Genomic DNA, 24,489 nt, shown 5'->3' on the forward strand with positions numbered 1-24,489 from the left:
ATATGATGCCGATTTTCAGCATATAAAACGTTGGATAAAAAGGATTACTGAAAAAGCATTAGTCAATGAATTTCCTGCAAATGTGGCATTAAATGTTAATTTTCCTGCAAAAACTGATTCGCCAATAAAAGGAATAAAAATATGTCGCCAAGCAAATGGCTATTGGCACGAAGAATTTGATGCACGACAAGACCCTCACGGAAGACCATATTTTTGGATGGGAGGAGATTTTGTTAATCATGAACCCAATGCAGAAGGCACAGACCTTCACGCAATCAATCAAAACTACATCGCAATTGTGCCTGTGCATTATGATATGACAGCTCATTCGACTATTAAAAATTTGAAGAAATGGAAACTTTAAAAGTTTTCTCAATTAAAAAACAAGAATAATAATTACAGAAAATGACGAAAATAATATGGCAGTATTAGGTAGATTACTGAAAGGAAGTATAAAGTTTACGAGTAGAATTCAGGAAATAAGAAAAATAAAACCTTTCAAATGGCAAAAAAAGGCATTTACCAAACTTATTTCAAAAGCTCGTTATACACAGTTTGGAGAAGCATTTAACTTTGAAGAAATTTTGAGTTCTTCAATATTTGAAAAGGATAAAGAATTTTATGAAAAATTCAAGAAACTTGTTCCGATTTATGATTATACCAAAATTTATAAAGAATGGTGGTATAGAGCCCGTCTGGGTGAAAAAAACGTTTGTTGGCCAGGAAAAGTCAAATATTTTGCTTTAAGTTCGGGTACTTCTGATGCAGCATCGAAGGCAATTCCTGTAACAAAAGACATGATTAAGGCAATTCAACGTACAAGTATTAATCAAATAATCACACTTGGAAAATATACCGAATTACCTGCTGATATTTATGAAAAAGGTTATTTAATGTTGGGTGGAAGCACGGCACTCAACGAAGTAGATTCGCATTACGAAGGTGATTTGAGTGGAATTACCACTGGGACGATTCCTATTTGGTTTCAAAATTTCTATAAACCTGGTCAGAAAATAGCTGCCTTAAAAAATTGGGAAAATAAATTAGAAGACATCACTGCCAACGCCCCAAATTGGGATATTGGTTTTTTGGCTGGTGTTCCAGCTTGGCACACGATTTTACTTGAACGTATTATTAAAAGATATAATTTAGAAACTATTCATGACATCTGGCCTAATTTGACTGCCTTTGCTTGGGGTGGGGTTTCATTAGACCCTTATAAACAAGGTTTAGAAAAATTGTTTGGAAAGCCTGTGATTTATATTGAAACTTATATGGCGTCAGAAGGTTTTTTAGCCTATCAAGACCGTCCAGATGGAAATTTGAGATTAGTTTTAAATCGAGGAATTTTCTTTGAATTTATTCCATTCAACGAAATCAATTTTGATGAAGATGGTAATTTGGTCGAAAATCCAGAAACTTTGATGATTGACGAGGTTGAAGAAGACATTGATTATGCACTTTTGATTTCGACCTGTGCAGGTGCTTGGCGTTATTTGATTGGAGATACAGTAAAATTTACTGACAAAAATTTGGCAGAAATTAAGATTACTGGTCGCACAAAACATTATTTGAGTTTATGCGGTGAACATTTATCAGTTGATAATATGAATCATGCCATCGAATTAGTTTCGAAAGATTTAGGTTTAGATATTCGAGAATTTACTGTTGCAGGCATTAAACATCCACCACTTTTTGCCCATCAATGGTATATCGCTACTGACAGTAAAGTTGACGAAAAGCAGCTTTGTGAATTGATTGACAAAAAAATCTGTGAATTAAATGATGATTATGCAGTAGAAAGGCGTCATGCCTTAAAAAACATATTTGTGAAAGTATTACCTACTCAGACTTTTTATGATTGGATGAAATTGCGAGGCAAAGAAGGTGGGCAAAGTAAATTTCCAAGAGTGCTTAAAGGTAAAGTCAATGAAGATTGGGAAGCATTTTTGAAAGAATCTGGATATTAAATTGTCGATTGTCAATCTTTTGTTGAAGGTTATGAAAAAAATAGAGCCAATTCACCCAAAGTAAAATGGCTCTATTTTGAAACCTATCAACAGGAGAAAAAAGCTAAAGTAAATCTACTTTTGTTTATATACATCATCTTTTGATTCGGTAAGCTTTGGTTTTAGAAACTCTGCAACTTGCGTCTCAGTAATTCCCAAATCAATAATCACATTTGGTAAGGACTTTTTCAATTGGTCGGCACCAGCTTGAGTAGCCTTAGTTTGCCAAATATAAATTTTCTTTAGGCTTTTCATTGAAGTTAAATTTTTCAAACCAGCATCTGAAATCTGCGTTCCAATTAAATTCAAATATTCGAGATTTTGTAATCCTTTTAATTCCATTAAACCATTGTCAGTAATCTTGGTTTTTTCGAGGTGAAGGCGAGTTAAATTCTTTAATTTAGCTATCTCAATCAGTGATTTATCAGTAATTTGAGTATTACTTAATTTCAACCAAAGAGTTTGGTCGGGTGCAGTTGCAACAACAACTGCTTCATTATCAGTCAATTTTGAATTATTGATATAACTTATTTCAATATAGTTATTGTTTTGGGCGAAAGGCAAAATCAATGCACCCGTTTTTTTTATTTCTTCAGAAACCCCAGCATCAATCACACTTACTTCATTTGATAGAATTTTTTCTTCTAAATCGAATTTATCTTGTTTCACCAAACTTGTTGAAGCACCAACTGCTCCCATTCCTCCACCAAGTGTTGCTAATATTGGTTTAATTGATTGATTAACTGTTAATTGTGAAACTTTCTTATCAAAACTTGCACCTTGCTCAACCCACCATTTCATCAATGATAATTCATTTTCTGAAATTTGGTTTTTACCTTTTGGTGGCATGTGATGTTCGTCTGATTCGGGCAATAAAATTCGTTTAATAAATTCACTTTCCTCTACATTATTGGCTTTAAAAATGACACCATTTTTTCCACCTTTTTGAATAAGGGAAATCTCATCCATTCGTAAATCACCTTTCATTTTACTTTTATTGTGACATTGTTCGCACTTTTGCTTAAAAATCGGGTGGATTACATCTTGATAAACTACTGCTTCATTCAGATTAGCAATTTTTGGAATATCGGTTACTTTTTGATCTTTAGCTTTTTCGGGCATTCCTAACCAACTACGGAAAGGGGGTGGTGTGTTTTCTGTTAAATAAGTTTCTCCATGAGTTAGATTTCCACCATGATGACCAGCAACAAACATCAACAATGTTGCAAATGCTAAAGCGGGTATATAAAGAAGTGTATTTAGACCTATTTTTTTAGCAATCCATTCATTTTTTGCACCCCATGCCAACCAAGTAAAAACTGCCAACCAAATTCCTTGCCATTTATGTTCGTCCAGCATTTCTTCGTTATACCCCCCCTCAAGCGAAAGAAAATACCCTGCAACACAAGCAAATGTTGCACTTAGGGCTGAAACCAATAAAGCAAGTCTGATTAATTCTGGACTTATCGTAAGTTTTCCCATCATTTTGAATACTTCTATGAGGGCTATCAACATTAAAAAACCGATAGGTAAATGAACTAAAAGTGGATGAAATCGACCAAAAAAAGAAGTCCAGTCTGCAACTGAGAGCATTATTAACAAATGATACATATCGTTTTTTTCTAAGGATTGAATAGAACTTTAATAAAAGGAGACTGGTTAGGAATCTGTCGTATCAAAAATACGAATCATAAAGTAATAATCAAAAAAAAGAGCCAAAACATACTGTTTTGACTCTTTTTTTTGATTATACCGAGAACATAATTTTGAATTAGTACCCTGGATTTTGTACTAAGATTGCTTTTCCGTTCAATTGACTATTTAAAATTTCATCATTTGGTAATGGGAAATAAACATTTTTAGCTGTAAATATTTTTCCAACCAAATACCCACGTTTGTTGTAAGTTCTTCCCATGTTATCTTTACCATCTTTCGATTCTTCCTGAACATATTTGTTTAGGTATTTTTCAGCTATACCCCAACGAACTAAATCGAAGAAACGATGACCTTCCATTGCGAATTCTAAGCGATTTTCCATACGATAAGCGTTTCTTGCATAATCTGCTCCTTTGGTTGTAAAAGTACCTTTAGGATACGGATTTACAACATAATTGATAGAAACATCTTGTACTGAACCAGCTTTTGCACGAGTACGGATTTGATTAACATAGTCTTCACCTGCTTGCAAATTACCTAATTCAATTTCACACTCTGCTAACCATAAAATCACTGAAGACATTTTTAGTAGTCGGTAATTATTGTTAACGTTTCTTTTAGATGTTGAGTGTGTTGAGCTTCCTTCATCAGCCAAATAATACATCCATTTTTTTCCAATGTATGGACCAGAATAACTTTGATTTCTAATCCACGAAAAACCTGGCATTTGTCCCCAATCTAAAAAATTTACGCCTCTACGACCAACTGTCCAGTCTAAACGAGGGTCAACAGGAACAGTTTTGTCAAGAGAAAATGCTTGGTCAGATTTCAAACCTTGGTCATTCGACAAATCTACTTGATTATAAGTATCTGCTGTTCCGTCGGGCATAGAGCCAATTAAGGGCAAACCCTCTTTATCAGTTTTAAAAGCATTCACTAAATTATGCGAAGGCAAATAAAATCCGCAACAGCCTCTACCGGGTGAGTTAGCAGAATATGGCCAATTTAAGTTATCACCAGCATTTCCATTGTTTCCATTTGTTCCATCATTTACAGAAAACTCGACTTCAAAAATAGATTCAGCATTATTGTTAGTGATGTTTCTATAATTTTCGTGGTAATTTCCAACCAATTTTTTTCCTGAATTTTTCAATACATCTTCCAATAAAGTTTTAGCCGCTGCATATTTCTTTTGAAACATATAGGCTTTTGCTAAATAAGTTTTTGCAGCCCATTGAGATGCTCTACCTTTCTGCGATTGTACTGCTGGCAAATTTGCAGCTGCAAAAGTGAAATCAGCCTCAATTTTAGACCATATATCTTGATCATTTGGTATTTTTGTAGAATTTGGATCACCAGCAACATAGATTTTATCATCAATGTAAGGTACTTTGTTCCACATTTTCTTTGCTTCAAAGTGATAATGACCTCTCAAAAACCTTGCCTCGGCAACTACAAGTAATTTTTCTGCATCAGTCATATCTTTCACATCGGCACTACCGACTAATTGAATTGCTTCATTTGCACGAGCTACGCCATCATAAGAATGTTGCCATTTTCCTAAGAAATAAGTATTATCCGACAACCAGTTGTATTGCTCAATGTATTCTTGCTCAGGCTGGTCGCCAATGTCTGTACCTTTTACAGCATCTCCACTGGTAATTCCACCAAACACATAATTTGATATAGTTGATTGGCGACCAGTATTACCAGCTCCAACACCATCTAATAATGAGTAGGCTCCTATCAAAACTGCATTTACTCCATTTTTATTACTCAATGAAGCCAACGAAGCTGCACCTTGTGGCTGTATGTTAAAGAATGACTCAGAACAAGAAACACTTATTCCTATCAGTGCTATTATTAATAATTTTTTCATTGTATTTAATTTAAAAATTTTGTTTTGTCAATTAAAATCCTAATCTAAGACCAACGTTGTAAGACTTTGCAACAGGAAAAGCACCTTCATCAATACCCATGTGAATATCTTGATTGTCGTTTCCAGAATTTCTCAAATTAATATCTGGGTCTAAGCCTTTATACTTTGTAAATGTAAAAAGGTTTTGACCTTGAACATAAATTTGTGCAGAGCTTAATTTGATTTTAGATAAAATTGCAGTTGGGAATGTATATGTCAACTGAATATTCTTGATACGCATATATGAACCATCTTCAACAAAATAACTTGATATTTGCTGACTTGTGCCATCTTGAGAGTTCAAACGAGGCAATAAAGCATTGTCACCTTGTTTTTTCCAAGAGTTATATAACATATCAGCTGAGCGATTACCTTGAAATGTATTGAAATCAGTCCAATATTTTAGATAATTGAAAATCTCATTTCCTTGTGTTCCTTGACCGAAAATAGCCAAATCCCAGTTTTTATAGCCTAAATTAACATTAAAGCCATAAGTAAAGTCAGGATGAGGATTTCCGATGATAGTTTTATCGGCTGCAGTGATTACACCGTCACCATTTATATCCACAAATTTAAACACTCCTGCTCTTGTATATGTTCCAAATTTTGGAGCTGAAGCCGCTTCAGCATCATCCTTTATTACTCCATCTACTTTATAACCATAAAAGCTTGCAATTGGTAGTCCTGCTTTGGTAACTGAGATTGCAGGAAGACGAGTTGAAAAACCAAAAACAGTTGCATTAGGGTCATTGTTTAGTTTCACAACATTATTCTTATACTTACTTATCATACCACTAATAGTATATCTCAACTGTCCAATTTTATCTCTATAAGTGATATTCAAATCTATTCCTTTGTTATTTACTTCACCAATATTTACATAAGGAATAGAGCCTGTACCCGCCGTTTTTGGAATTGGCACTTGAGTTAGCATATTTGAAGTAGTACGAGAATAAAGGTCTAAAATTACCTCCAATTTACTTTTCAACATCGTTGCATCAATACCAATGTTAGTTGAAGTATTTGTTTCCCATCTACCATTTGGATTACCAAATTGGGTTAAGTCAAAACCATTTGCAATTGAGTTTCCGCTTCCTGAAATATCATAAGCATTGTTCAACGGGTCTGGCGTATATAAAGTATAAGCATTATATACGTTTGGTATTAACTGATTTCCAGTTTTACCCCATCCTCCTCTGATTTTCAAATCATCAACAAATGTTAGTTTTTTCATGAAATCAAACTCAGTCATACGTAATCCAACAGAAAACGCTGGAAAAACACCATAACGATAAGCAGGAGAGAATCTTGAAGAACCATCACGACGCATAGTTACGTCGGCCAAAAGTAACTCTTTGTATGAATAGTTGATTTTACCAAACTGAGAGAACAATGCACTCAAAGTTGCACCACCACCTGCATTCGCCAATCCAGCTGCTGCACCAAGATTCAAATAGCGGTAAGAAATATCATCAAAAGCAAAGTTACTACGAGCAGCATTGAAACCGAAAGCATAAGTTTGAACTGCTTCTGTACCTACCAATACATTGAAAGTGTGACTTCCAATTGTTTTGTTATAGTTTAAGGTATTGAACCAAGTAATTGCTCTATCGTAGCTATTTGAAACAGTTAAGCTATTTGCATTTCGAGGTTCTGCAGCTTCAATATCACGGTTAAAATAAGCAGATAAATTGTAGTTATTGAATTCAATACCTAAACTTGTTCTAAATTTTAGATCTTTCAAAATACCCAATTCTGCAAACATATTACCAAAAATATGCGTTCCTTTAATAATATTGTCTTTTTCACGCCATTGTCTTGCCAACGGATTCGGAGCATTTCCAAGGTTAGAACCTCTACTTCCTGCAAAACCATTTAAGTTTGAAGTATTTGTACCGCCCAAACCAACTGGCCCTCCAGTAATATCAAATACTGGAATAATTGGCTGAATACGAATAGCAAACATAATAGGATTACTTTCATTATTATTACCATTAGGTACACCAACTCTTTCGTCGTATGAAATAGTAAAGTTTTCACCAAAAGTTAATCTGTTTTTAGTAAATTCTGTATTTGCACGCACTGAATAACGCTTATAACCTGTATATTTCAAGATACCTTCTTGGTCGAAATAACTACCTGAAATAGCATACTTACCGTTTTTACTTCCACCTGTAGCTCCTAATTGATAGTTTGAAATTTTGGCAGGACCAAAAACCTCATGTTGCCAATCAGTTCCTTCTTTGTTTGCTTTTGTAATGTTAAAAGCTGTAACACCCAATTTAGGGTCTGCTATATCATTAGTATAGGTATAGTTGGCTGGCAACGTACCATAAACATTTGGATAGATATAATCTGCTATCGTCTGTGTACCATCAGCACCAAATTTATATTGAGCAGATGGAGAAGAACCAGCGGTTTTGCCAGCTCCAATTTCTGATTCATAATAAAATTGTCCTAATTCTTTGGTATTCAATAAGTCAAGTGTTTTTCCGACTCTTTGTGTACCAGTATACATATCAAAAGTGATTTTTGGCTCACCAATTCCACCTCTTTTAGTTGTGATTATAACCACACCATTGGCAGCACGAGCACCGTAGATTGAAGCCGCCGAAGCATCTTTCAATACTTGCATTGACTCAATATCATTTGGGTTGATTTGGTTGAGTGTTCCTTGAGTTGGAGTTCCATCAATTACATAGAGTGGACTATTGTTATTGATTGAACCAAATCCACGAATACGAACCATTGTTCCTCCACCTGGAGAGTTGTCATTTCCAACAGTTACACCAGCCGCTCTACCTTGAAGCATTTGTGTAACACTGGCCGATGGCAAAGCCGTTAGTTCTTTAGCACTTACAACTGTAACAGCACCCGTAATGTCTTTTTTACGTTGCGTTGCATAACCAGTTACAACTACTTCACTTAGTGCTTTAGTATCAGATTGAAGTGTAACATCAATCACAGATTGGTTGCCTACCACAATTTCTTGCGGCATAAATCCAATTGATGAAAATACTAAAGTTGAATTGTTTGGAACATCAATTGAATATGCCCCATTTGCATCGGTTGCAGTTCCTTTATTTGCACCTTTTACTTGAATTGTTGTTCCTGGGAGTCCCGAACCATTTTCACCATCAGATACTTTGCCAGAGATTTTCTTTTGTGCAAAAACCAGCGAACTAAGAAATAAGAAAAGAATCATCAAAACGCCCGTCTTGATTGGAATTGGGTAAGAGTGTTTCATACTATATGTACGATTAGGTTTAAAAAATATTACGATTCAAATATAAATTATTACAAATGCTATTTCTAATTTTTTTTATAATAAATTCTCTTAATATTAAAAATACTTGCATTTGAAGCAAAGAATAAGAAAAAAACAGTAAAATAAGAGTCAATAAAATAAACTGATTTTTATCAGGATAAACTATGAAAATAAAAAAACATTTTTGGCTATCGCTGAAAAACATTAAATTTGTGGCTATGAACGAAAAACAAAACCCTTGGAAAGTCCTTGATTCGGAGGTAAAATACGAAAATAATTGGATTGAAGTAGTACATCAAAATGTAATAAATCCAAGTGGTGGAAAAGGCATTTACGGCACTGTCAATTTCAAAAATATAGCCGTCGGTATTATACCCATTGACGAAAACGACAATACTTGGCTCGTGGGTCAATACCGTTTTCCACTAAATGAATATTCATGGGAAATTCCTGAAGGGGGCTGTCCTAACGGAGAAGAAGTTTTGGAAACTGCCAAAAGAGAATTAAAAGAAGAAACTGGTTTGATAGCTAAAGTTTGGACTTTAATTTCTAAATTACATACTTCAAACTCTGTTTGTAATGAAGTAGCTTATATTTTTCTTGCCGAAAACTTAATTCAGTCCGAATGCCAACCTGAAGAAACAGAGCAGCTCCAAGTCAAGAAAATATCATTAAAAGAAGCCATAAACATGGTTTTGGAAGATAAAATCACTGACTCGATGAGTGTTGCAGGTATTTTAAAAGTTGCACGACTAAAAGGTTTATAATTATGTTGGAAGCTATATCTTTAGGTTTTTTTACAGGTGTTGTACTCAGTTTTGGTTTCGGAAGCGTTTTTTTCGCTCTCGTACAGAATAGCATAGAAAATGGATATCAGGCTGGAATAAAAATATCGCTCGGTGTTATTTTCGGAGATGTATTAATGGTAGGTTTTGCCTTTCTTGGCACTTCATTTTTACCAAATATTCCAAATTTTAGTTTTTATTCAAGAATATTGGGTTCAATATTACTCATTGGACTTGGAATTTTTCAATTCCTGAAATCTAAACCAACCAAAAACAAAGATTTTAAGTTAGCCCGATTCTTCTATTTTTTTGGGAAAGGATTTTTGCTAAATGTTATCAATCCTGTTAATTTTATATCTTGGATGGTCATTTCTGCTTCATTGAAAAGCTATAAATATGATATTTATGATGAAATAGCTTTTTTCTCAACCTGCCTCGCAATGATATTTGTTATGGAATCTGCCTTTGCAATTTTTGCCTACAAAATCAAAGATAAAATGAGTGACAAAACTATTCAATCAATCAAATATATTTCTGGCTTAGTATTTATCGGTGTTGGACTAAAATTGATTTATGATGCGATTTAATTGGCAAAAAAGTAAATAGGCAAGGAGTTTGAATTATTTCAAACTCCTTGCCTATTTATCTAAAAACTTTCGCCTCAAAAATTACTTAGCCTTCTGCTTATTCTCCGCAGTTTGGTTCAAAGCAATCATTTGCTTCATTGTTTTATCAAAACCATCTACCGAACCATCCATAAAAATGACGTTTCCTTTGCCATCTTGTGCTACCTGACGCATCGTTTCTGTCCACAATGAGAACAAAATTATAGAAGGGTCAAGGTTTGCTTTTTCCATTTCGGCAGCAGCCACAGCCATACCTTTTGCTATTTCCTCACGGAATTGTGCTAAGCCTTGTCCACGTAAACGAGCAGCTTCACGTTCGGCTTCAGCCGAAATTCTGATTGCATTTCCGTCAGCTTCTGCACCTTTTGTTTTTGTAATCAACAAGGCTTGACCTTCATTTTCTGCCGCAGCTTTCAAGTTATTTGAGGCAACTACTCTCGACATTGATTTCACGATTTCTTCATCAAAAGTAATATCATTGATTTGTAAATCAAGCAAATGATAGCCCCAACCATTTAAGATATGGTCAAGATTTGATTTTACATCATCAACAATTTCATTTCTAAGTCCTAAAATTTCAGCTTGTTTTTTTGTAGCAACAAAACTACGAATCGAACCTTCGATAGAACGTACCAATGCTTGCATAAAATTGGCTTGGTCAATAAATTTAAAAGCTACATTTTTTATTTGATCTTCCGAATTGTCTGTTACAGTATAAAGTAACATCGCTTTGAAATAAACATTGGCTTGGTCGTTGGTAATGGCTTGAAATTGTAATTCTGCCGAACGGTTTTGAATTGAAATCGTACGAAAAACAAACTCAATGAATGGAATCTTGAAATTTAAGCCTGGAGTCATGATTCGGCTATACTTACCAAAAACAGTGATAACCGCAACATTGCCTTGTTGGACAATGACAATAGACAAATAAATAATGATTAAAACAGGAATGATAATAAAAAGGAAGCTCATTGCTTTATGAAGGTTTAGTTAAAATAATGGTTCAAATGTACTTTGAAAAACGAAACCTATAACATTTTCTTGACAAATGGTAAATTTGTAGCAAAAAATTGTTTTTTATTTATTAGAAGGCAAAAGTCTACATCATTCTAAGTGAACTCATTCCGCCATCTACATGAAAAATTTGTCCAGTTATCCAACTACCTTCATCAGACAATAACAATTTCGCCATTGATGCAATATCTTCACTTTTACCAACTCGCCCCATTGGGTGGCGTTTATTTGATGAGTCTATTTTTTCGGGTGTCGATAGTAAATTCTTGGCTAAAGGCGTATCTGTCAATGAGGGTGCTATTGCATTGACCCTTATTTTTGTTGATGCAAATTCGGCAGCTAATGATTTGGTTAAACCTTCAATCGCACCTTTCGATGAGGCAATAGAAGCATGAAATCCCATACCTGTTTGTACAGCCACTGTACTGAAAAGTATGATAGAAGCATTTTCCGATGCCTTCAAACGACCTAAATTTGCTTGAATGACACTCACTGCCCCAAGAAGATTTATTTGAAAATCTTTAATAAAATCTTCATTAGTCAATCGATGAAAAGGTTTTAAGTTGATTGTTCCTGGGCAGTAAACTAAGCCATGTAAAACGGCAGGAAGTTCGTTAAATACTTGATTGTCAGAATTTTGAGCATCCCACATCAAAAACTTTGAAGGTAAATCGGGTTGAGTGCGAGAAGCTGAAAAAACGTTTGCCTCAGCTTCAATTAAATTTTGTGCAAGCGAAAAACCAATTCCAGAACTTGCACCAATAATAAGGAAATTTTTATTTTTAAAAGACATTGATTCGACTGTTTAGTTTTAAAATTAAACAGTCGAATGAGAAAATTGTTTTGAAAACTTTTAAACACTTAAAACCTTCAAAAATTCACCTTTTTTATCATCATTTTTAAAAACTCCACCATAAAAAGAGGTAATTGTTGAACTTGTTTGGTCTTTTACACCTCTTGAAGATACGCATTGGTGGTCAGCATCAAGCAAAACTGCTACATCTTGCGTCATTAAAGCAGTTTTTAGTGCGTTACCTATCTGCATAGTCAAACGCTCTTGTACTTGTGGGCGACGTGCAAAATAATTAACAATTCGGTGCAATTTCGACAAACCAATTACTTTACCACTTGAAATGTAAGCAATATGCACTTTCCCTATTATCGGCACAAAATGATGTTCACAATTAGAATAAAATTGGATATTTTTTTCAACCAACATTTCATTATAGTGGTAGTCGTTGGTAAAAAGTGTCATGGCCGGTTCGTTTTCTGGATTTAGACCCGAAAACAACTCTTTTACGTACATTTTTGCTACTCTGTGGGGTGTTCCACGCAAACTTTCATCTAATAGGTCTAATCCTAAAGTGAGCATAATTTCCTTAAAATGCTTTTCAATAATCTCAATTTTTTCCTCATCATTCAAATCAAAAGCATCTTCACGCAAAGGTGTTTCGAGCTTTGTGAATGGGTGGTCTTGGTCGTCTAATAATAAGTCGTTCACTAAGGTTTTATCATTAAATTGGATATTCGACATAATTTCTTTCGGTTTCATAAAGTCTAATTTTCAAATCGTAAGCATCTGAAATTTTTGTTCGTAAAATATCATAAATCACTATCGCAATGTTTTCGGCAGAAGGATTTAGAGTTCTAAATTCCTCAGTATCAAGATTTAAGTTTTTGTGGTCGAATTTATCCAAAACATTTTCTTTGACCAAATCACTCAGAATCTTTAAATCAAAAACATATCCTGTAGCTGGATTTACCTCCCCAGTCAGTTGAACAATCAAGTCGTAATTATGCCCATGAAAATTAGCATTATTGCATTTTCCAAAAATACGAGCATTTTCTTCCTCATTCCACGCTGGATTGTGGAGGCGGTGAGCAGCATTGAAGTGTTCACGCCGGAACACAGCAACTCTTTTGTTTTTTAATTCCAAATTATAATATTGAAAGTGTTTTTAAGATAATCAAGCCAATAGTCGTTACAAAGTTTGTGTATAACACTTTTAGGCTTCCGAGCGGTAGTTTTTATCGCTCAGCAGAAACTGTTTCGACTATACTAACAAGCCGAGTTTTTATTTTGTTCAAGAATTAACAAAAAATAATATTTTTCCAAAACAAAATATTTCATTTTAACTTTGGGAATTGTATAGAAATTAGATTTTTTTGTACAAACTTTACAATTTATCCCTTCTTTTAAAATATTTTCATCCTCAAATCAATCTAAAATGAACCGTCGAAATTTTCTTTCTACAAGTTTAGCAACATCAAGTATTCCTTTTATTGTCAAGAAAAACAACTTAAGTGACGAATCATCGCCTGAAGATAAAAAAGTCAGACTGGGTTTTATAGGAGTTGGACTTCGTGGGCGTAACCATCTTCAACAAGCCCTATATCGCACCGATGTCGAAATTCCTGCGATTTGTGATATTGACTTAAATTCTATTGGAGAAGCCAATAAAATATTCAAAAAATTTGGCAAAAAAGAGCCTGTTGCTTATACTAATGGGGAAAGAGATTTTGAAAATATGGTTAAAAGAGATGATTTAGATGGAATAATTATTGCAACGCCGTGGGAATGGCACGTGCCAATGTCGGTTGCAACTATGAAAGCTGGTAAATATGCAGGGGTTGAAGTTTCAGCAACGGTAACTTTACAAGAATCGTGGGACTTGGTAGATACCTACGAAAAAACAGGTTCGCATTGCATGATTCTCGAAAACGTTTGTTATCGTCGTGATATAATGGCGGTTTTAAACATGGTTCGTCAAAATATGTTTGGCGAAATGCTTTATGGGCATTGCGGTTATCAGCATGATTTACGTTTTGTAAAACTCAACGATGGAAAAGTTGGAAACGGCAAAGGTGTTGAGTTTGGAGAAAAAGGATACAGTGAAGCAAAATGGCGTACGCAACATTCGATTGATAGAAACGGCGACCTCTACCCTACTCATGGACTTGGGCCAGTGGCTCATTGGATGGATATAAACCGAGGAAATCGCTTTGAATATCTGACTTCAACTGCAACAAAATCGAGAGGTTTGCATAATTATATTGTTGAAAATGGCGGAGAAAATCATCCAAATGCCAAAGTAAAGTTTAAATGTGGTGATATTATAACAACGACAATTCAATGTGCCAATGGCGAAAATATTGTCATTATACATGATACTAATGCACCTCGTCCATATTCATTAGGCTTTCGGGCTCAAGGCACAAAAGGAATTTGGATGAATGATGGCAATCAAATCTATATTGATGGTACTTCAAAAAAACATGATGCATGGGAACCTTTTGCCGACTATCAAACAAAATATGACCATCCACTTTGGAAAAAATTCGAGCAAGATGCTGTTAATGCTGGTCATGGAGGTATGGACTTTTTTGTGATTCGGGCATTTATCGAATCGGTCAAAAATAAAGTTGCTCCACCGATTGATGTTTACGATGCCGCCGCTTGGAGTGCCATCAGTCCACTTTCCGAATTATCTATTGCTAGAGGAAGTTCACCAATAGAAATTCCTGATTTTACTCGTGGAAAATGGAAAACTAACAAAAAGATTTTTGGTTTGAATGATAATTATTAAAATGTAGAGGTTAGTGTCTGATAATCAACACTTTGTTTAAATCTTAAATCGGCAATCATAAATTCTATAACATCTCTTAAACATTACATAAAATGCAAGAAAACAATAAAAACTACCTTGGGCCACTTTTCATTATAGGACTACTATTTTTTGTCTTCGGTTTTGTAACTTGGGTTAATGGGACTTTGATTTCATTTTTCAAAAAAGCGTTCGACCTTAGCAATACAGGTTCATATTTAGTAACATTTGCTTTTTTTATTTCATATACAATTATGGCAATCCCGTCATCGCTTGTTCTTAAAAAAGTAGGTTTCAAAAAAGGGATGTCATTAGGATTGGGAATTATGGCAATCGGAACTTTGATTTTTGTTCCTGCGGCAAAAGTTGAGTCATATCCATTATTCTTGGTAGGATTATTTACGATTGGTATCGGCTTAACTTTGCTTCAAACAGCATCAAATCCTTACGCAACTATTCTTGGGCCACGAGAAAGTGCGGCTCAACGTATCAGTTTTATGGGAATAGCCAACAAAACTGCAGGCATTATTAGTCAAAAAATATTTGGAGGAATTTTATTAGCTGGCGGAGTTGCAGGAGCAACTATTTCTGCCAAAGAAGAACTTCAAAAAGTGATTACACCTTATTTAATTTTAACTGGGGTTTTGGTAGTTTTGGCAATTTTAATTCAATTTTCAAAAGGATTACCAGAAGTTAGCGAAGAACAAGAAGGCAATGACGTATCGGACATTACTACTAAATCAAGCGTATTTGACTTTCCAAACCTAGTTTTAGGACTTATAGCCTTATTTTGTTATGTAGGAGCAGAAGTAATTGCAGGTGATTCAATCATCAGTTATGGTATTTCATTAGGTTTTTCAACTGATGAGGCAAGTCAGTTTGGTACTTACACGCTTTGGTTAATGATGTTGGGTTATGTACTGGGCATAGTATTGATTCCAAAATATGTTTCTCAACAAACTTGGCTGAAACTTTCTTCTATTTTGGGCATTATTGTTACTATATTAGCATTAGTTACCACCGGGTTTTCTTCGGTACTTTGCATAGCTATTCTTGGTTTAGCAAATGCCATTATGTGGCCAGCAATTTGGCCTTTAGCAATTGATGGACTTGGAAAATACACAAAAATTGGCTCGGCATGGTTAGTTATGATGATAGCAGGTGGGGCAATTTTACCTTTGGTTTATGGCAGTTTATCCGATTTTCTTAAAAACTCACAATTGGCTTATGCCATCATGATTCCCCTCTATGCTTTCGTACTTTATTACGCCATAAGTGGTTACAAAAAGAAAAGTTGGTAAATGTTGTTAGATTCCAATTAATAAAATAAACTGTCGCTTATAAAAACCGACACACTTATAATGCAAAAAACATTCATTATTTCAGCGGTACGGACACCCATTGGTAGCTTTGGAGGCTCTCTTTCTACCGTTGCGGCACCACAATTAGGAGCTATTGCAATCAAAGCAGCAGTTGCAAAAGCAGCAATAAACCCAAACATGGTCGAAGAGGTTTTATTCGGCAATGTTTGTCAGGCTAACGTTGGACAAGCCCCAGCTCGACAAGCAACTTTATTTAGTGGTTTGAGCAACAAAACAAATACAACGACCATCAATAAAGTTTGTGCTTCTGGCATGAAATCTATTATTTTTGGTAGCCAATCAATTGAATTAGGGCAAAATAGTGTAGTTGTTGCTGGCGGTATGGAAAACATGTCAATGATTCCATTTTATTTGGCAAAAGCTCGATATGGCTACGGTTATGGAAATAGTGAATTAATTGATGGCTTGGCAAAAGATGGATTAGTCAATGTTTATGATGGCAGTGCAATGGGCTGTTTTGCCGATGCGACTGCTCAAAAATATGATATTTCTCGCCAAGAACAAGATGCTTTTGCTATTCAATCATACCAACGTTCTGCTGCAGCTTGGGCAAGTGGAATGTTTGACGATGAGGTTGTGCCTGTTGAAGTAACAGATAAAAAGGGTAATGTGAAAGTTATTTCGGAAGACGAGGAATACAAAAACGTAAATTTCGATAAAATTCCTACATTACGCCCTGTTTTTACTAAAGAAGGTACCGTTACTGCTGCCAATGCATCAACCATTAATGATGGTGCAGCAGCCATTGTATTGGCTTCGGAAGAAACCGTCGAAAAATATGGTTTAAAACCAATCGCTAAAATTATTTCTTATGCTGATGGTGAACATGAGCCCGAATGGTTCACAACAGCACCTATTTTGGCAGCCGAAAAAGCCCTAAAAAGGGCTGGAATGACAATTGAAGATATCGACTTTTTTGAAGTTAATGAAGCCTTTGCAGCAGTTCCAATAGCATTTTGCAAGAATTTTGGGATTAGTTACGACAAAGTAAATATTTTTGGTGGAGCGGTTTCATTGGGACATCCTTTGGGCTGTTCGGGAGCAAGAATTGTAACGACATTAATTAATGTTTTGCATAAAAAAAATGCTCGTTTTGGCATGGCAGCTATCTGCAACGGCGGTGGCGGTGCAAGTGCAATTATTATTGAAAAAATTTAAAAAATTTCGAACCATGCAAACCTTGCAGGATTTTTCCAATCCTGTAAGGTTTTTTTATTGAAAATGAAAATAAACTCAGATTCTTCTACCAATCTTCAAAAGTTTTTTGGAAATAACCAAACCCTCACTCAAGCATCTTCTCCTGGACGTATGGACGTAATGGGTGGAATTGCTGACTATTCTGGCTCAATGGTTTTGCAAATGCCAATCAAAGAAAAAGCAATTGTTACGATTGGTTTACGAAATTACAATCAGTTGCACATCAAAAGTTTAGATATTTCTTCAAATAATGAGGTTTATATTGATTTAGACGCATTGCCCAACGACTATAAAGAAGCGAAGCAATATTTGCAAAATATTGAAGGTGGTGATTGGGCAACGTATATCATTGGCTGCTATTTAGTTTTGAAGAATGAAAAAAAAATAAAACTTGGCGGTTTAGATATTTTAGTTGAGTCAAGTGTACCTGTCGGGAAGGGCGTTTCTTCTTCAGCTGCTATTGAAGTAGCTACTTTGAAAGCTATCGCTGAACTATTTTCAATTGATTTACAGAGAACTGAGCTGCCTAAACTTGCCCAAAAAGCTGAAAACTTAGTAGTTGGAGTTCCGTGTGGTTTAATGGATCAATTGGCTTCTTTTTTGGGAGAAAACAATAAATTATTACCGATATTATGCCAACCCGATAAAATTTTTGACTTGGTTGATATTCCTAAAAACTTATATTTCGTTGGAATTGATAGCGGTGTCCGCCATTCTGTAGGAGGAGCTTCTTACGGTGAGGTTCGCACTGCTGCATTTATGGGTTATTCGATTATTGCTCAAAAAATGGGTGTTTCTAAAGAAAAAATCCACGAACTAAGCAATAAGGAAAGTCCATTTGAAGGTTTTCTAAGCAATATTTCGCCGTCAATGTATGAATCTAATTTTGCAAGAAGTCTCAATTCTATGTATGGCAAAGATTTTATCCATGATTTTGGCGGTGTTACCGACAAATTATCTACTATAAAACCCGATGTTTTTTACAATATCAATGCTTGCACACAACATCCAATTTATGAAAACCTTCGAGTAAATACTTTTCTCGAATTATTGAAAAATCTTTCTAACCAAAATCATACAACTTTATTGCCGATAATGGGAGAGTTGATGTTCCAATCGCACGAGAGCTATAATAAGTGCGGTTTAGGCAATGAAATGACAGATAAAATAGTGAATATGGCTCACTCTGAAGGCTTTGAATCGGGCATTTATGGAGCAAAAATTACAGGTGGGGGAAGTGGCGGAACGGTGTGCTTGATGGTTTATGGGGAACATGGATTAAACTCGGCAAAGAATCTTTTTGCTGAATATCAAAGACAAACAAATCAGGTTGATTTGGTGTTTTTTGAGTGATTTAAACATCACAAATTTATTATTCGTAATACTTTACGAAACTAGAACAATTTGGTGATACTCTCATTAAAAACCCCAAATTTATAGCAAATAGAAACAAAATGTAGTATTTATTTAATAGTCCCATAAAGCGTTCGAAACTTGTAAAGCAATTAGCGTTTAATAAAAAAAAACAATTATATTTTGTTAAATTTGAACCATCATAAACTAAACTTACCAATGAAAAAAATCTTAACCACTTTATTTGTAATCTCTTGTGGATTGGCTTACGGGCAATCTTCACTCAAACCCAAAATCAATGCTGCGGCGGATGCCGTAGAAAAGAAAGTAATTACATGGCGACGTGATTTCCATGAACATCCAGAATTGGGAAATATGGAAGTCCGAACTGCGAAAATAGTTGCCGATCACCTTCGTTCACTTGGTATGGAAGTTCAAGAAAAAGTAGCAGTTACGGGCGTTGTAGGTATTCTAAAAGGTGGAAAACCAGGCCCAGTTGTTGCCCTTCGTGCCGACATGGATTGTTTGCCAGTTACAGAAAGAGGCGATTTAGCTTTTAAATCAACAGTATCAACAGTTTATAATGGACAAAAAACAGGCTTGATGCACGCTTGCGGACATGATTCTCATGTTGCAATTCTGATGGGTGTTGCCGAGGTTTTATCTTCAATGAAAAATGATATTGCCGGAACAGTAAAATTCATTTTCCAACCAGCCGAAGAAGGAGTTTATGACCCAACTTTGCTAAAAAATGGCAAATCAGGTGCAGAATTGATGGTAATGGAAGGTGTAATGGAAAACCCTAAAGTTGATGCCGTTTTTGGTTTACATATTAGTTCAGTTACAGAAGTTGGAACAATTGGCTACCGTTCAGGAGCTACAATGGCGGCAGTCGATGAATTTTCTATAAAAGTAAACGGAAAACAAACCCACGGAGCAAATCCTTGGGGTGGCATTGACCCTATTGTTACGGCTTCACAAATTGTTATGGGCTTGCAAACAATAATAAGTAGAAGTGTAAATATTACTGAAAATCCTGCCATCGTTACAGTTGGTTCAATTCACGGTGGAATTCGTCAAAATATCATTTCTGAATCGCTCGATATGATTGGCACGATTCGTACTTTTGGAACTGAACAAAGAGATTTGGTTCACAAAAGAATTAACGATGTTGCCGTAAATATTGCAGAAAGTGCTGGTGCTAAGGCTGATGTAATTATCAAAACTGGCTATCCTGTAACTTATAATGACCCAGCACTTACTGAAAAAATGATTGGATCGTTAGAAAACTTGGCAGGAAAATCTAATGTGCAAGTGCAGCCAGTTCAAACTGGAGCTGAAGACTTTAGCTTTTTCCAACAAAAAGTACCAGGATTCTTTTTCTTTTTGGGTGGAAAACCAAAAAATGTAAAAGTTGGATTCCCCCACCATACACCTGATTTTTATATTGACGAATCAGGTTTTACACTTGGCGTAAAATCTTTGTCGGCTTTGACAGTTGATTATATGGAAATGAATGCACCAAAAACTACAGATAATGAAGCATCTGCAGTAGGAAAAAAGGGTAAAAAAAATTAAACAATTAGACCATAGAAACCAGTCCACGGTTAATAGTATTTTATTAAAATCGTGGACTGAAAACTATCGTCAATCGACTAAAATATGTCTGCTGAAATAATTGAAATATTTCCAAGTAATTTAGATGAAAGAAAACTGCATCGTATCGTCGATTGCCTAAAAAATGGTGGAATCATTATATATCCTACCGATACAGTTTATTCTATGGGCTGCGATATAAATAATGTTAAAGCAGTTGAGAAGCTATGCAAAATCAAAGGAATAAAACCGCTACAAAACAATTTTTCTATTGTTTGTCACGATTTGAGCAATATTTCGATTTATGCCAAAGTATCGAATAATGCCTTTCGTTTGATGAAAAGAGCTTTTCCTGGCCCTTTTACGTTTATTTTACCTGCTACTGGGGAGCTTCCCAAAATCTTACAAACCAAACGAAAAACAATTGGAATCAGAATTCCTAACCACCAAATTCCTTTGAAAATCATAGAAATGCTGGGAAATCCAATAATTACAACTTCCGTAAAGCATGATATTGACGACATTATCGAATACCCCAACGAAATTGAGGTAATTTACCAACAAAATAGCGAAAAAGTTGACATAATTATTGATGGCGGATGGTGCGGTATCGAACCCTCAACGGTGGTTTTGGCAGTTGATGATGATTTTGAAGTTATTCGTGAAGGTGTTGGCGATTTGAATGAGTTTTTATGAAAAATCCCCGTGACACGCCTCCGCATCGGCGGTCGGACTCGTAGCGACAAAAGGGCGTTTCACTGATTTTAGAATAAAATTTTCTTTTTAATGAAATATCAACTCCCTTACTTCTTCAACTTCGACAAGCATATCTTCGTTAATATTACTTAGCAAAACTTGCTTAGTTTCGTTAATTAGCATTGGGTCATATTTGGCGATAACACGTACATAGTTTTCTGTCCAGCCATGCATATTTCCGTCGGTAATATCTTCTTCAAAAAGCACATTAAATTGCTTTCCAATTTGACTTTCGTAGAAAAATCTACGTTTTTTATCAGACAGTATGTGTAGCATTCTTGAACGCTCGGCACGCTTATTTTGCGGTACACTTGGTTTTATCAAAATAGCCACTGTATTTGGTCTTTCGGAATAAGTAAAAACGTGTAAATAACTTATATCCAGCTCATTAAGAAAATTATAGGTCTCCAAAAATGCTTCCTCAGTTTCACCAGGATGCCCCACAATTACATCAACACCAATGCAACAATCAGGCATTAATTGCTTGATTTTATTAACTCTTTCTACATACAATTCACGCTTATAACGGCGTTTCATTAAAGCCAATACTTTACTCGAACCTGACTGTAAAGGAATGTGAAAATGCGGAACAAAACGCTTAGATTGAGCCACAAATTCAATGATTTCATCAGTTAAAAGATTTGGTTCAATGCTCGAAATACGAAAACGCTCTATTCCTTCAACTTCATCCAATGCTCGAATCAAATCAATAAATTGTTCTTTACTTTGCTCCCCTTCAGGGGCTGGAGGCTTGAAATCTCCAATATTTACGCCCGTTAATACAATCTCTTTTACGCCACTTTCAGCAATTTTATACGCTGCTTGTACCACATTTTCAATGGTGTCAGAGCGGCTTTTCCCACGAGCCAACGGAATGGTACAATAAGTACAAGGATAATCGCAACCATCTTGCACTTTCAAAAATGTACGAGTTCGGTCATTTAGTGAATATGAAGTATGATAATCAACAACTTCTTCAATATTTGAATTGAAAACTTGAGCTTTTTCAGATTTTTGACGAGGTTCTTTTACGAAATCACCTAATAAATCAACCAAACGAAATTTTTCAGCAGCACCTAAAACAGCATCGACACCTTCAATTTCTGAGATTTCTTGAGGTTTTAATTGAGCATAACAACCAATTATCGCCACAAAGCCATCGGGATTAATACGATTAGCTTCTTTGACAATTTTCTTGCATTTCTTGTCAGCGTTTTCTGTAACCGAACAAGTATTGATTATAAAAATATCAGGATTTTCATTAAACTCAACCTTTTGAAACCCACGACTTTCAAACATTCGACCAATAGTAGAAGTTTCGGAGTAATTGAGTTTGCAACCTAATGTATAAAATGCTACTTTTTTCATCACTTTTGGATAAATAATCTCTAAATATTGGTGCAAAGTTAGTGAAAATAAACAAACAAAAACCCCTCAACAATGTCGAGGGGCTTTGCGAACAAAATATTATTCGAAAAATCTTAAATTTTTGCTGTTTTAACAGTCTTGATAATACGAGCTGCAACTTTGTATGGGTCAGCCGCAGAGTTTGGACGACGGTCTTCCAACCAACCTTTCCATCCTTTTTGTACTGCAGCAATCGGAATACGAATTGATGCACCACGGTCAGAAATACCGTAAGAGAATTTATCAATAGATTGTGTCTCGTGCTTACCTGTTAAACGTAAATGGTTATCAGCACCATAAACAGCAATATGTTCTTTTACAAATGGAGCAAATGCTTGACAAACGATATCGTAATCTTCTTTTTTACCTGAAGTTCTCAACAATGTGTTTGAGAAGTTTGCGTGCATACCTGAACCATTCCAATCAGTATCGCCTAATGGCTTACAGTGGTAATTGATTGAAATACCATATTTTTCACCAATTCTTTCTAATAAATAACGTGCAATCCACATTTCATCACCTGCTTGTTTTGCACCTTTAGCAAATCCTTGGAATTCCCACTGACCTGCAGCAACTTCTGCATTGATACCTTCAATATTTAAGCCTGCTTGTAAACAAATCTCAAGGTGTTCTTCTATCATATCACGACCGAAAGCATTAGCTGCTCCAACAGAACAATAGTATTGACCTTGTGGTGCGGGAAAACCATTTGCTGGAAATCCAACTGGCTTGTTTGTTTCGTTGTTCCACAAGAAATATTCTTGCTCAAATCCAAACCAAAAATCATTGTCATCATCTTCAATAGTTGCACGACCATTAGATTCGTGAGGAGTTCCATCAGAATTTAATACATCACACATTACCAAGTAGCCATTTCCTAAACGTGCTGGGTCAGGACAAATATAAACTGGTCTTAACAAACAATCAGATGAACCTCCTAAGGCTTGCTGTGTTGAAGAACCATCAAAAGACCACATATCGCAATCTTCCAATTTACCACTAAAGTTTCTTTCTATTTTGGTTTTGCTGCGTAGGCTTTGCGTTGGTTTGTAACCATCAAGCCAAATGTACTCTAATTTTGCTATTGGAACGTTTGCCATTGTTGAAATTTTTTAATTTTTGCGGTTATCAATCAAAGAATATGTTACAAATATATAATCAGAAATCAATATAATATTCTTTGAAAGCCAATTATTTTAGTTGATTATTCTAAATTCTTCGTAAAGTACAACTTTTTGTTTGATTAATTTGATTTTCATACATTTTGATGTTCAAATTAAAGGCTATTTTAGTTTAAATTATAAAAATAATATCATTTATACCTGAAAACAAAACTACTATTTTGATTAAAACAAATAAAAAATATTGATTCAACATAAAACGAAGCCTAATTTTAAAGATTTTATATTTTTTATAAAATGTAATTTTTTTAAGATATTGGTTTTCAATAAATTTAAGTTTTAAAATGAGATTTAATACTTTTCTTAGGGTTTTTGAGAAATTAATTTTTATGAAAAATCATAAAAAAACACAGACTATTAAAATAGCCTGTGTTCATAATACCTAATGCCTTGATGGTATCATATTAAAATCCTAATCCTTTAACCCCTAGATCCACCAGCTGCTCCAGCAGATTTTCCTTCCTCTTCCTCTTCTTCTTCACTTTCTTCTTCCTCCTCTTCTTCACTTTCTTCTTCTTCCTCTTCTTCTTCGCCTTCCTCTTCTTCTTCGCCTTCTTCCTCTTCCTCTTCTTCTTCTTCTTCTTCGCCTTCTTCTTCTTCGCCTTCTTCCTCTTCTTCTTCCTCTTCTTCTTCGCCTTCCTCTTCTTCCTCTTCTTCTTCGCCTTCTTCTTCTTCGCCTTCCTCTTCTTCTTCTTCTTCTTCTTCGCCTTCTTCGCCTTCTTCCTCTTCTTCTTCG

At 35.1% G+C, this 24,489-nt stretch carries 20 protein-coding genes; 10 read left to right on the forward strand and 10 right to left on the reverse strand.

Translation table 11 applies throughout. From position 1 onward, the window contains the following. Together surE and ACH2CJ_RS15650 are read left to right on the forward strand one after the other, a co-directional pair. Positions 1-364, forward strand: a 364-nt coding sequence (gene surE, locus ACH2CJ_RS15645; protein ID WP_394993889.1) for a 5'/3'-nucleotidase SurE, incomplete at its 5' end; no start/stop codon positions are given. 55 nt (positions 365-419) lie between these two features. Beyond that, on the forward strand, positions 420-1,970 hold the full coding sequence (locus tag ACH2CJ_RS15650; protein ID WP_394993890.1) for a GH3 auxin-responsive promoter family protein: 1,551 nt from the start codon (positions 420-422) through the stop codon (positions 1,968-1,970). A gap of 114 nt (positions 1,971-2,084) precedes the next feature. On the opposite strand, the gene ACH2CJ_RS15655 is transcribed toward ACH2CJ_RS15650, so the two are convergent. The 3 genes from ACH2CJ_RS15655 to ACH2CJ_RS15665 all read right to left on the reverse strand — a co-directional run bounded on the left by ACH2CJ_RS15655 (position 2,085) and on the right by ACH2CJ_RS15665 (position 8,830). Continuing rightward, positions 2,085-3,602 (reverse strand): c-type cytochrome domain-containing protein, encoded by a 1,518-nt coding sequence (locus ACH2CJ_RS15655; protein ID WP_394993891.1) that lies wholly within the window; start codon positions 3,600-3,602, stop codon positions 2,085-2,087. 178 nt (positions 3,603-3,780) lie between these two features. Beyond that, entirely contained in the window at positions 3,781-5,544 is a 1,764-nt protein-coding gene (locus tag ACH2CJ_RS15660; RefSeq protein WP_394993892.1) for a RagB/SusD family nutrient uptake outer membrane protein, read from the reverse strand. A 31-nt stretch (positions 5,545-5,575) separates the two neighbouring features. Then, positions 5,576-8,830, reverse strand: coding sequence for a SusC/RagA family TonB-linked outer membrane protein (locus ACH2CJ_RS15665; RefSeq protein WP_394993893.1), 3,255 nt, complete (start codon positions 8,828-8,830; stop codon positions 5,576-5,578). A gap of 239 nt (positions 8,831-9,069) precedes the next feature. Between ACH2CJ_RS15665 and ACH2CJ_RS15670 the strand changes: the two genes are divergently transcribed. Together ACH2CJ_RS15670 and ACH2CJ_RS15675 are read left to right on the forward strand one after the other, a co-directional pair. After that, on the forward strand, positions 9,070-9,618 hold the full coding sequence (locus ACH2CJ_RS15670; protein WP_394993908.1) for an NUDIX domain-containing protein: 549 nt from the start codon (positions 9,070-9,072) through the stop codon (positions 9,616-9,618). Positions 9,619-9,620: 2 nt separating this feature from the next. Then, complete coding sequence (locus ACH2CJ_RS15675) at positions 9,621-10,223, forward strand: LysE family translocator (RefSeq protein ID WP_394993894.1); 603 nt, start codon at positions 9,621-9,623, stop codon at positions 10,221-10,223. 81 nt (positions 10,224-10,304) lie between these two features. Here ACH2CJ_RS15675 and ACH2CJ_RS15680 read toward each other — a convergent pair whose 3' ends face one another. From ACH2CJ_RS15680 to ACH2CJ_RS15695, 4 genes are all read right to left on the reverse strand, one after another. Continuing rightward, positions 10,305-11,234: an SPFH domain-containing protein gene (locus ACH2CJ_RS15680; RefSeq protein ID WP_394993895.1), complete on the reverse strand. Its 930-nt coding sequence runs from the start codon at positions 11,232-11,234 to the stop codon at positions 10,305-10,307. Positions 11,235-11,361: 127 nt separating this feature from the next. Next, entirely contained in the window at positions 11,362-12,069 is a 708-nt protein-coding gene (locus ACH2CJ_RS15685) for an SDR family NAD(P)-dependent oxidoreductase (protein ID WP_394993896.1), read from the reverse strand. 60 nt (positions 12,070-12,129) lie between these two features. After that, a complete protein-coding gene (folE, locus tag ACH2CJ_RS15690) occupies positions 12,130-12,828 on the reverse strand; it encodes a GTP cyclohydrolase I FolE (protein WP_394993897.1) in 699 nt (232 codons plus the stop codon). Beyond that, positions 12,791-13,186, reverse strand: coding sequence for a 6-pyruvoyl trahydropterin synthase family protein (locus ACH2CJ_RS15695; protein ID WP_394993898.1), 396 nt, complete (start codon positions 13,184-13,186; stop codon positions 12,791-12,793). The genes folE and ACH2CJ_RS15695 overlap by 38 nt, the downstream gene beginning before the upstream one ends. 318 nt (positions 13,187-13,504) lie before the next feature. On the opposite strand from ACH2CJ_RS15695, the gene ACH2CJ_RS15700 reads away from it, so the two are divergent. From ACH2CJ_RS15700 to ACH2CJ_RS15725, 6 genes are all read left to right on the forward strand, one after another. After that, positions 13,505-14,863, forward strand: coding sequence for a Gfo/Idh/MocA family protein (locus ACH2CJ_RS15700; RefSeq protein WP_394993899.1), 1,359 nt, complete (start codon positions 13,505-13,507; stop codon positions 14,861-14,863). Between the two features lie 92 nt (positions 14,864-14,955). Continuing rightward, on the forward strand, positions 14,956-16,182 hold the full coding sequence (locus tag ACH2CJ_RS15705; protein WP_394993900.1) for a sugar MFS transporter: 1,227 nt from the start codon (positions 14,956-14,958) through the stop codon (positions 16,180-16,182). 60 nt (positions 16,183-16,242) lie between these two features. After that, positions 16,243-17,421 (forward strand): thiolase family protein, encoded by a 1,179-nt coding sequence (locus ACH2CJ_RS15710; protein WP_394993901.1) that lies wholly within the window; start codon positions 16,243-16,245, stop codon positions 17,419-17,421. Positions 17,422-17,484: 63 nt separating this feature from the next. Continuing rightward, complete coding sequence (locus tag ACH2CJ_RS15715; protein WP_394993902.1) at positions 17,485-18,813, forward strand: galactokinase; 1,329 nt, start codon at positions 17,485-17,487, stop codon at positions 18,811-18,813. A 219-nt stretch (positions 18,814-19,032) separates the two neighbouring features. Further along, on the forward strand, positions 19,033-20,391 hold the full coding sequence (locus tag ACH2CJ_RS15720) for an amidohydrolase (RefSeq protein ID WP_394993903.1): 1,359 nt from the start codon (positions 19,033-19,035) through the stop codon (positions 20,389-20,391). Positions 20,392-20,475: 84 nt separating this feature from the next. Next, complete coding sequence (locus ACH2CJ_RS15725) at positions 20,476-21,105, forward strand: L-threonylcarbamoyladenylate synthase (RefSeq protein ID WP_394993904.1); 630 nt, start codon at positions 20,476-20,478, stop codon at positions 21,103-21,105. 87 nt (positions 21,106-21,192) lie between these two features. On the opposite strand, the gene mtaB is transcribed toward ACH2CJ_RS15725, so the two are convergent. From mtaB to ACH2CJ_RS15740, 3 genes are all read right to left on the reverse strand, one after another. Continuing rightward, complete coding sequence (gene mtaB, locus ACH2CJ_RS15730) at positions 21,193-22,533, reverse strand: tRNA (N(6)-L-threonylcarbamoyladenosine(37)-C(2))-methylthiotransferase MtaB (RefSeq protein WP_394993905.1); 1,341 nt, start codon at positions 22,531-22,533, stop codon at positions 21,193-21,195. A 113-nt stretch (positions 22,534-22,646) separates the two neighbouring features. Further along, entirely contained in the window at positions 22,647-23,672 is a 1,026-nt protein-coding gene (locus ACH2CJ_RS15735) for a glutamine synthetase beta-grasp domain-containing protein (RefSeq protein ID WP_394993906.1), read from the reverse strand. A gap of 501 nt (positions 23,673-24,173) precedes the next feature. Then, on the reverse strand, positions 24,174-24,489 hold a 316-nt coding region (locus tag ACH2CJ_RS15740), incomplete at its 5' end, for a hypothetical protein (protein WP_394993907.1).

The organism is Emticicia sp., from assembly GCF_043780375.1.
Taxonomy (GTDB): Bacteria; Bacteroidota; Bacteroidia; order Cytophagales; family Spirosomataceae; genus Emticicia.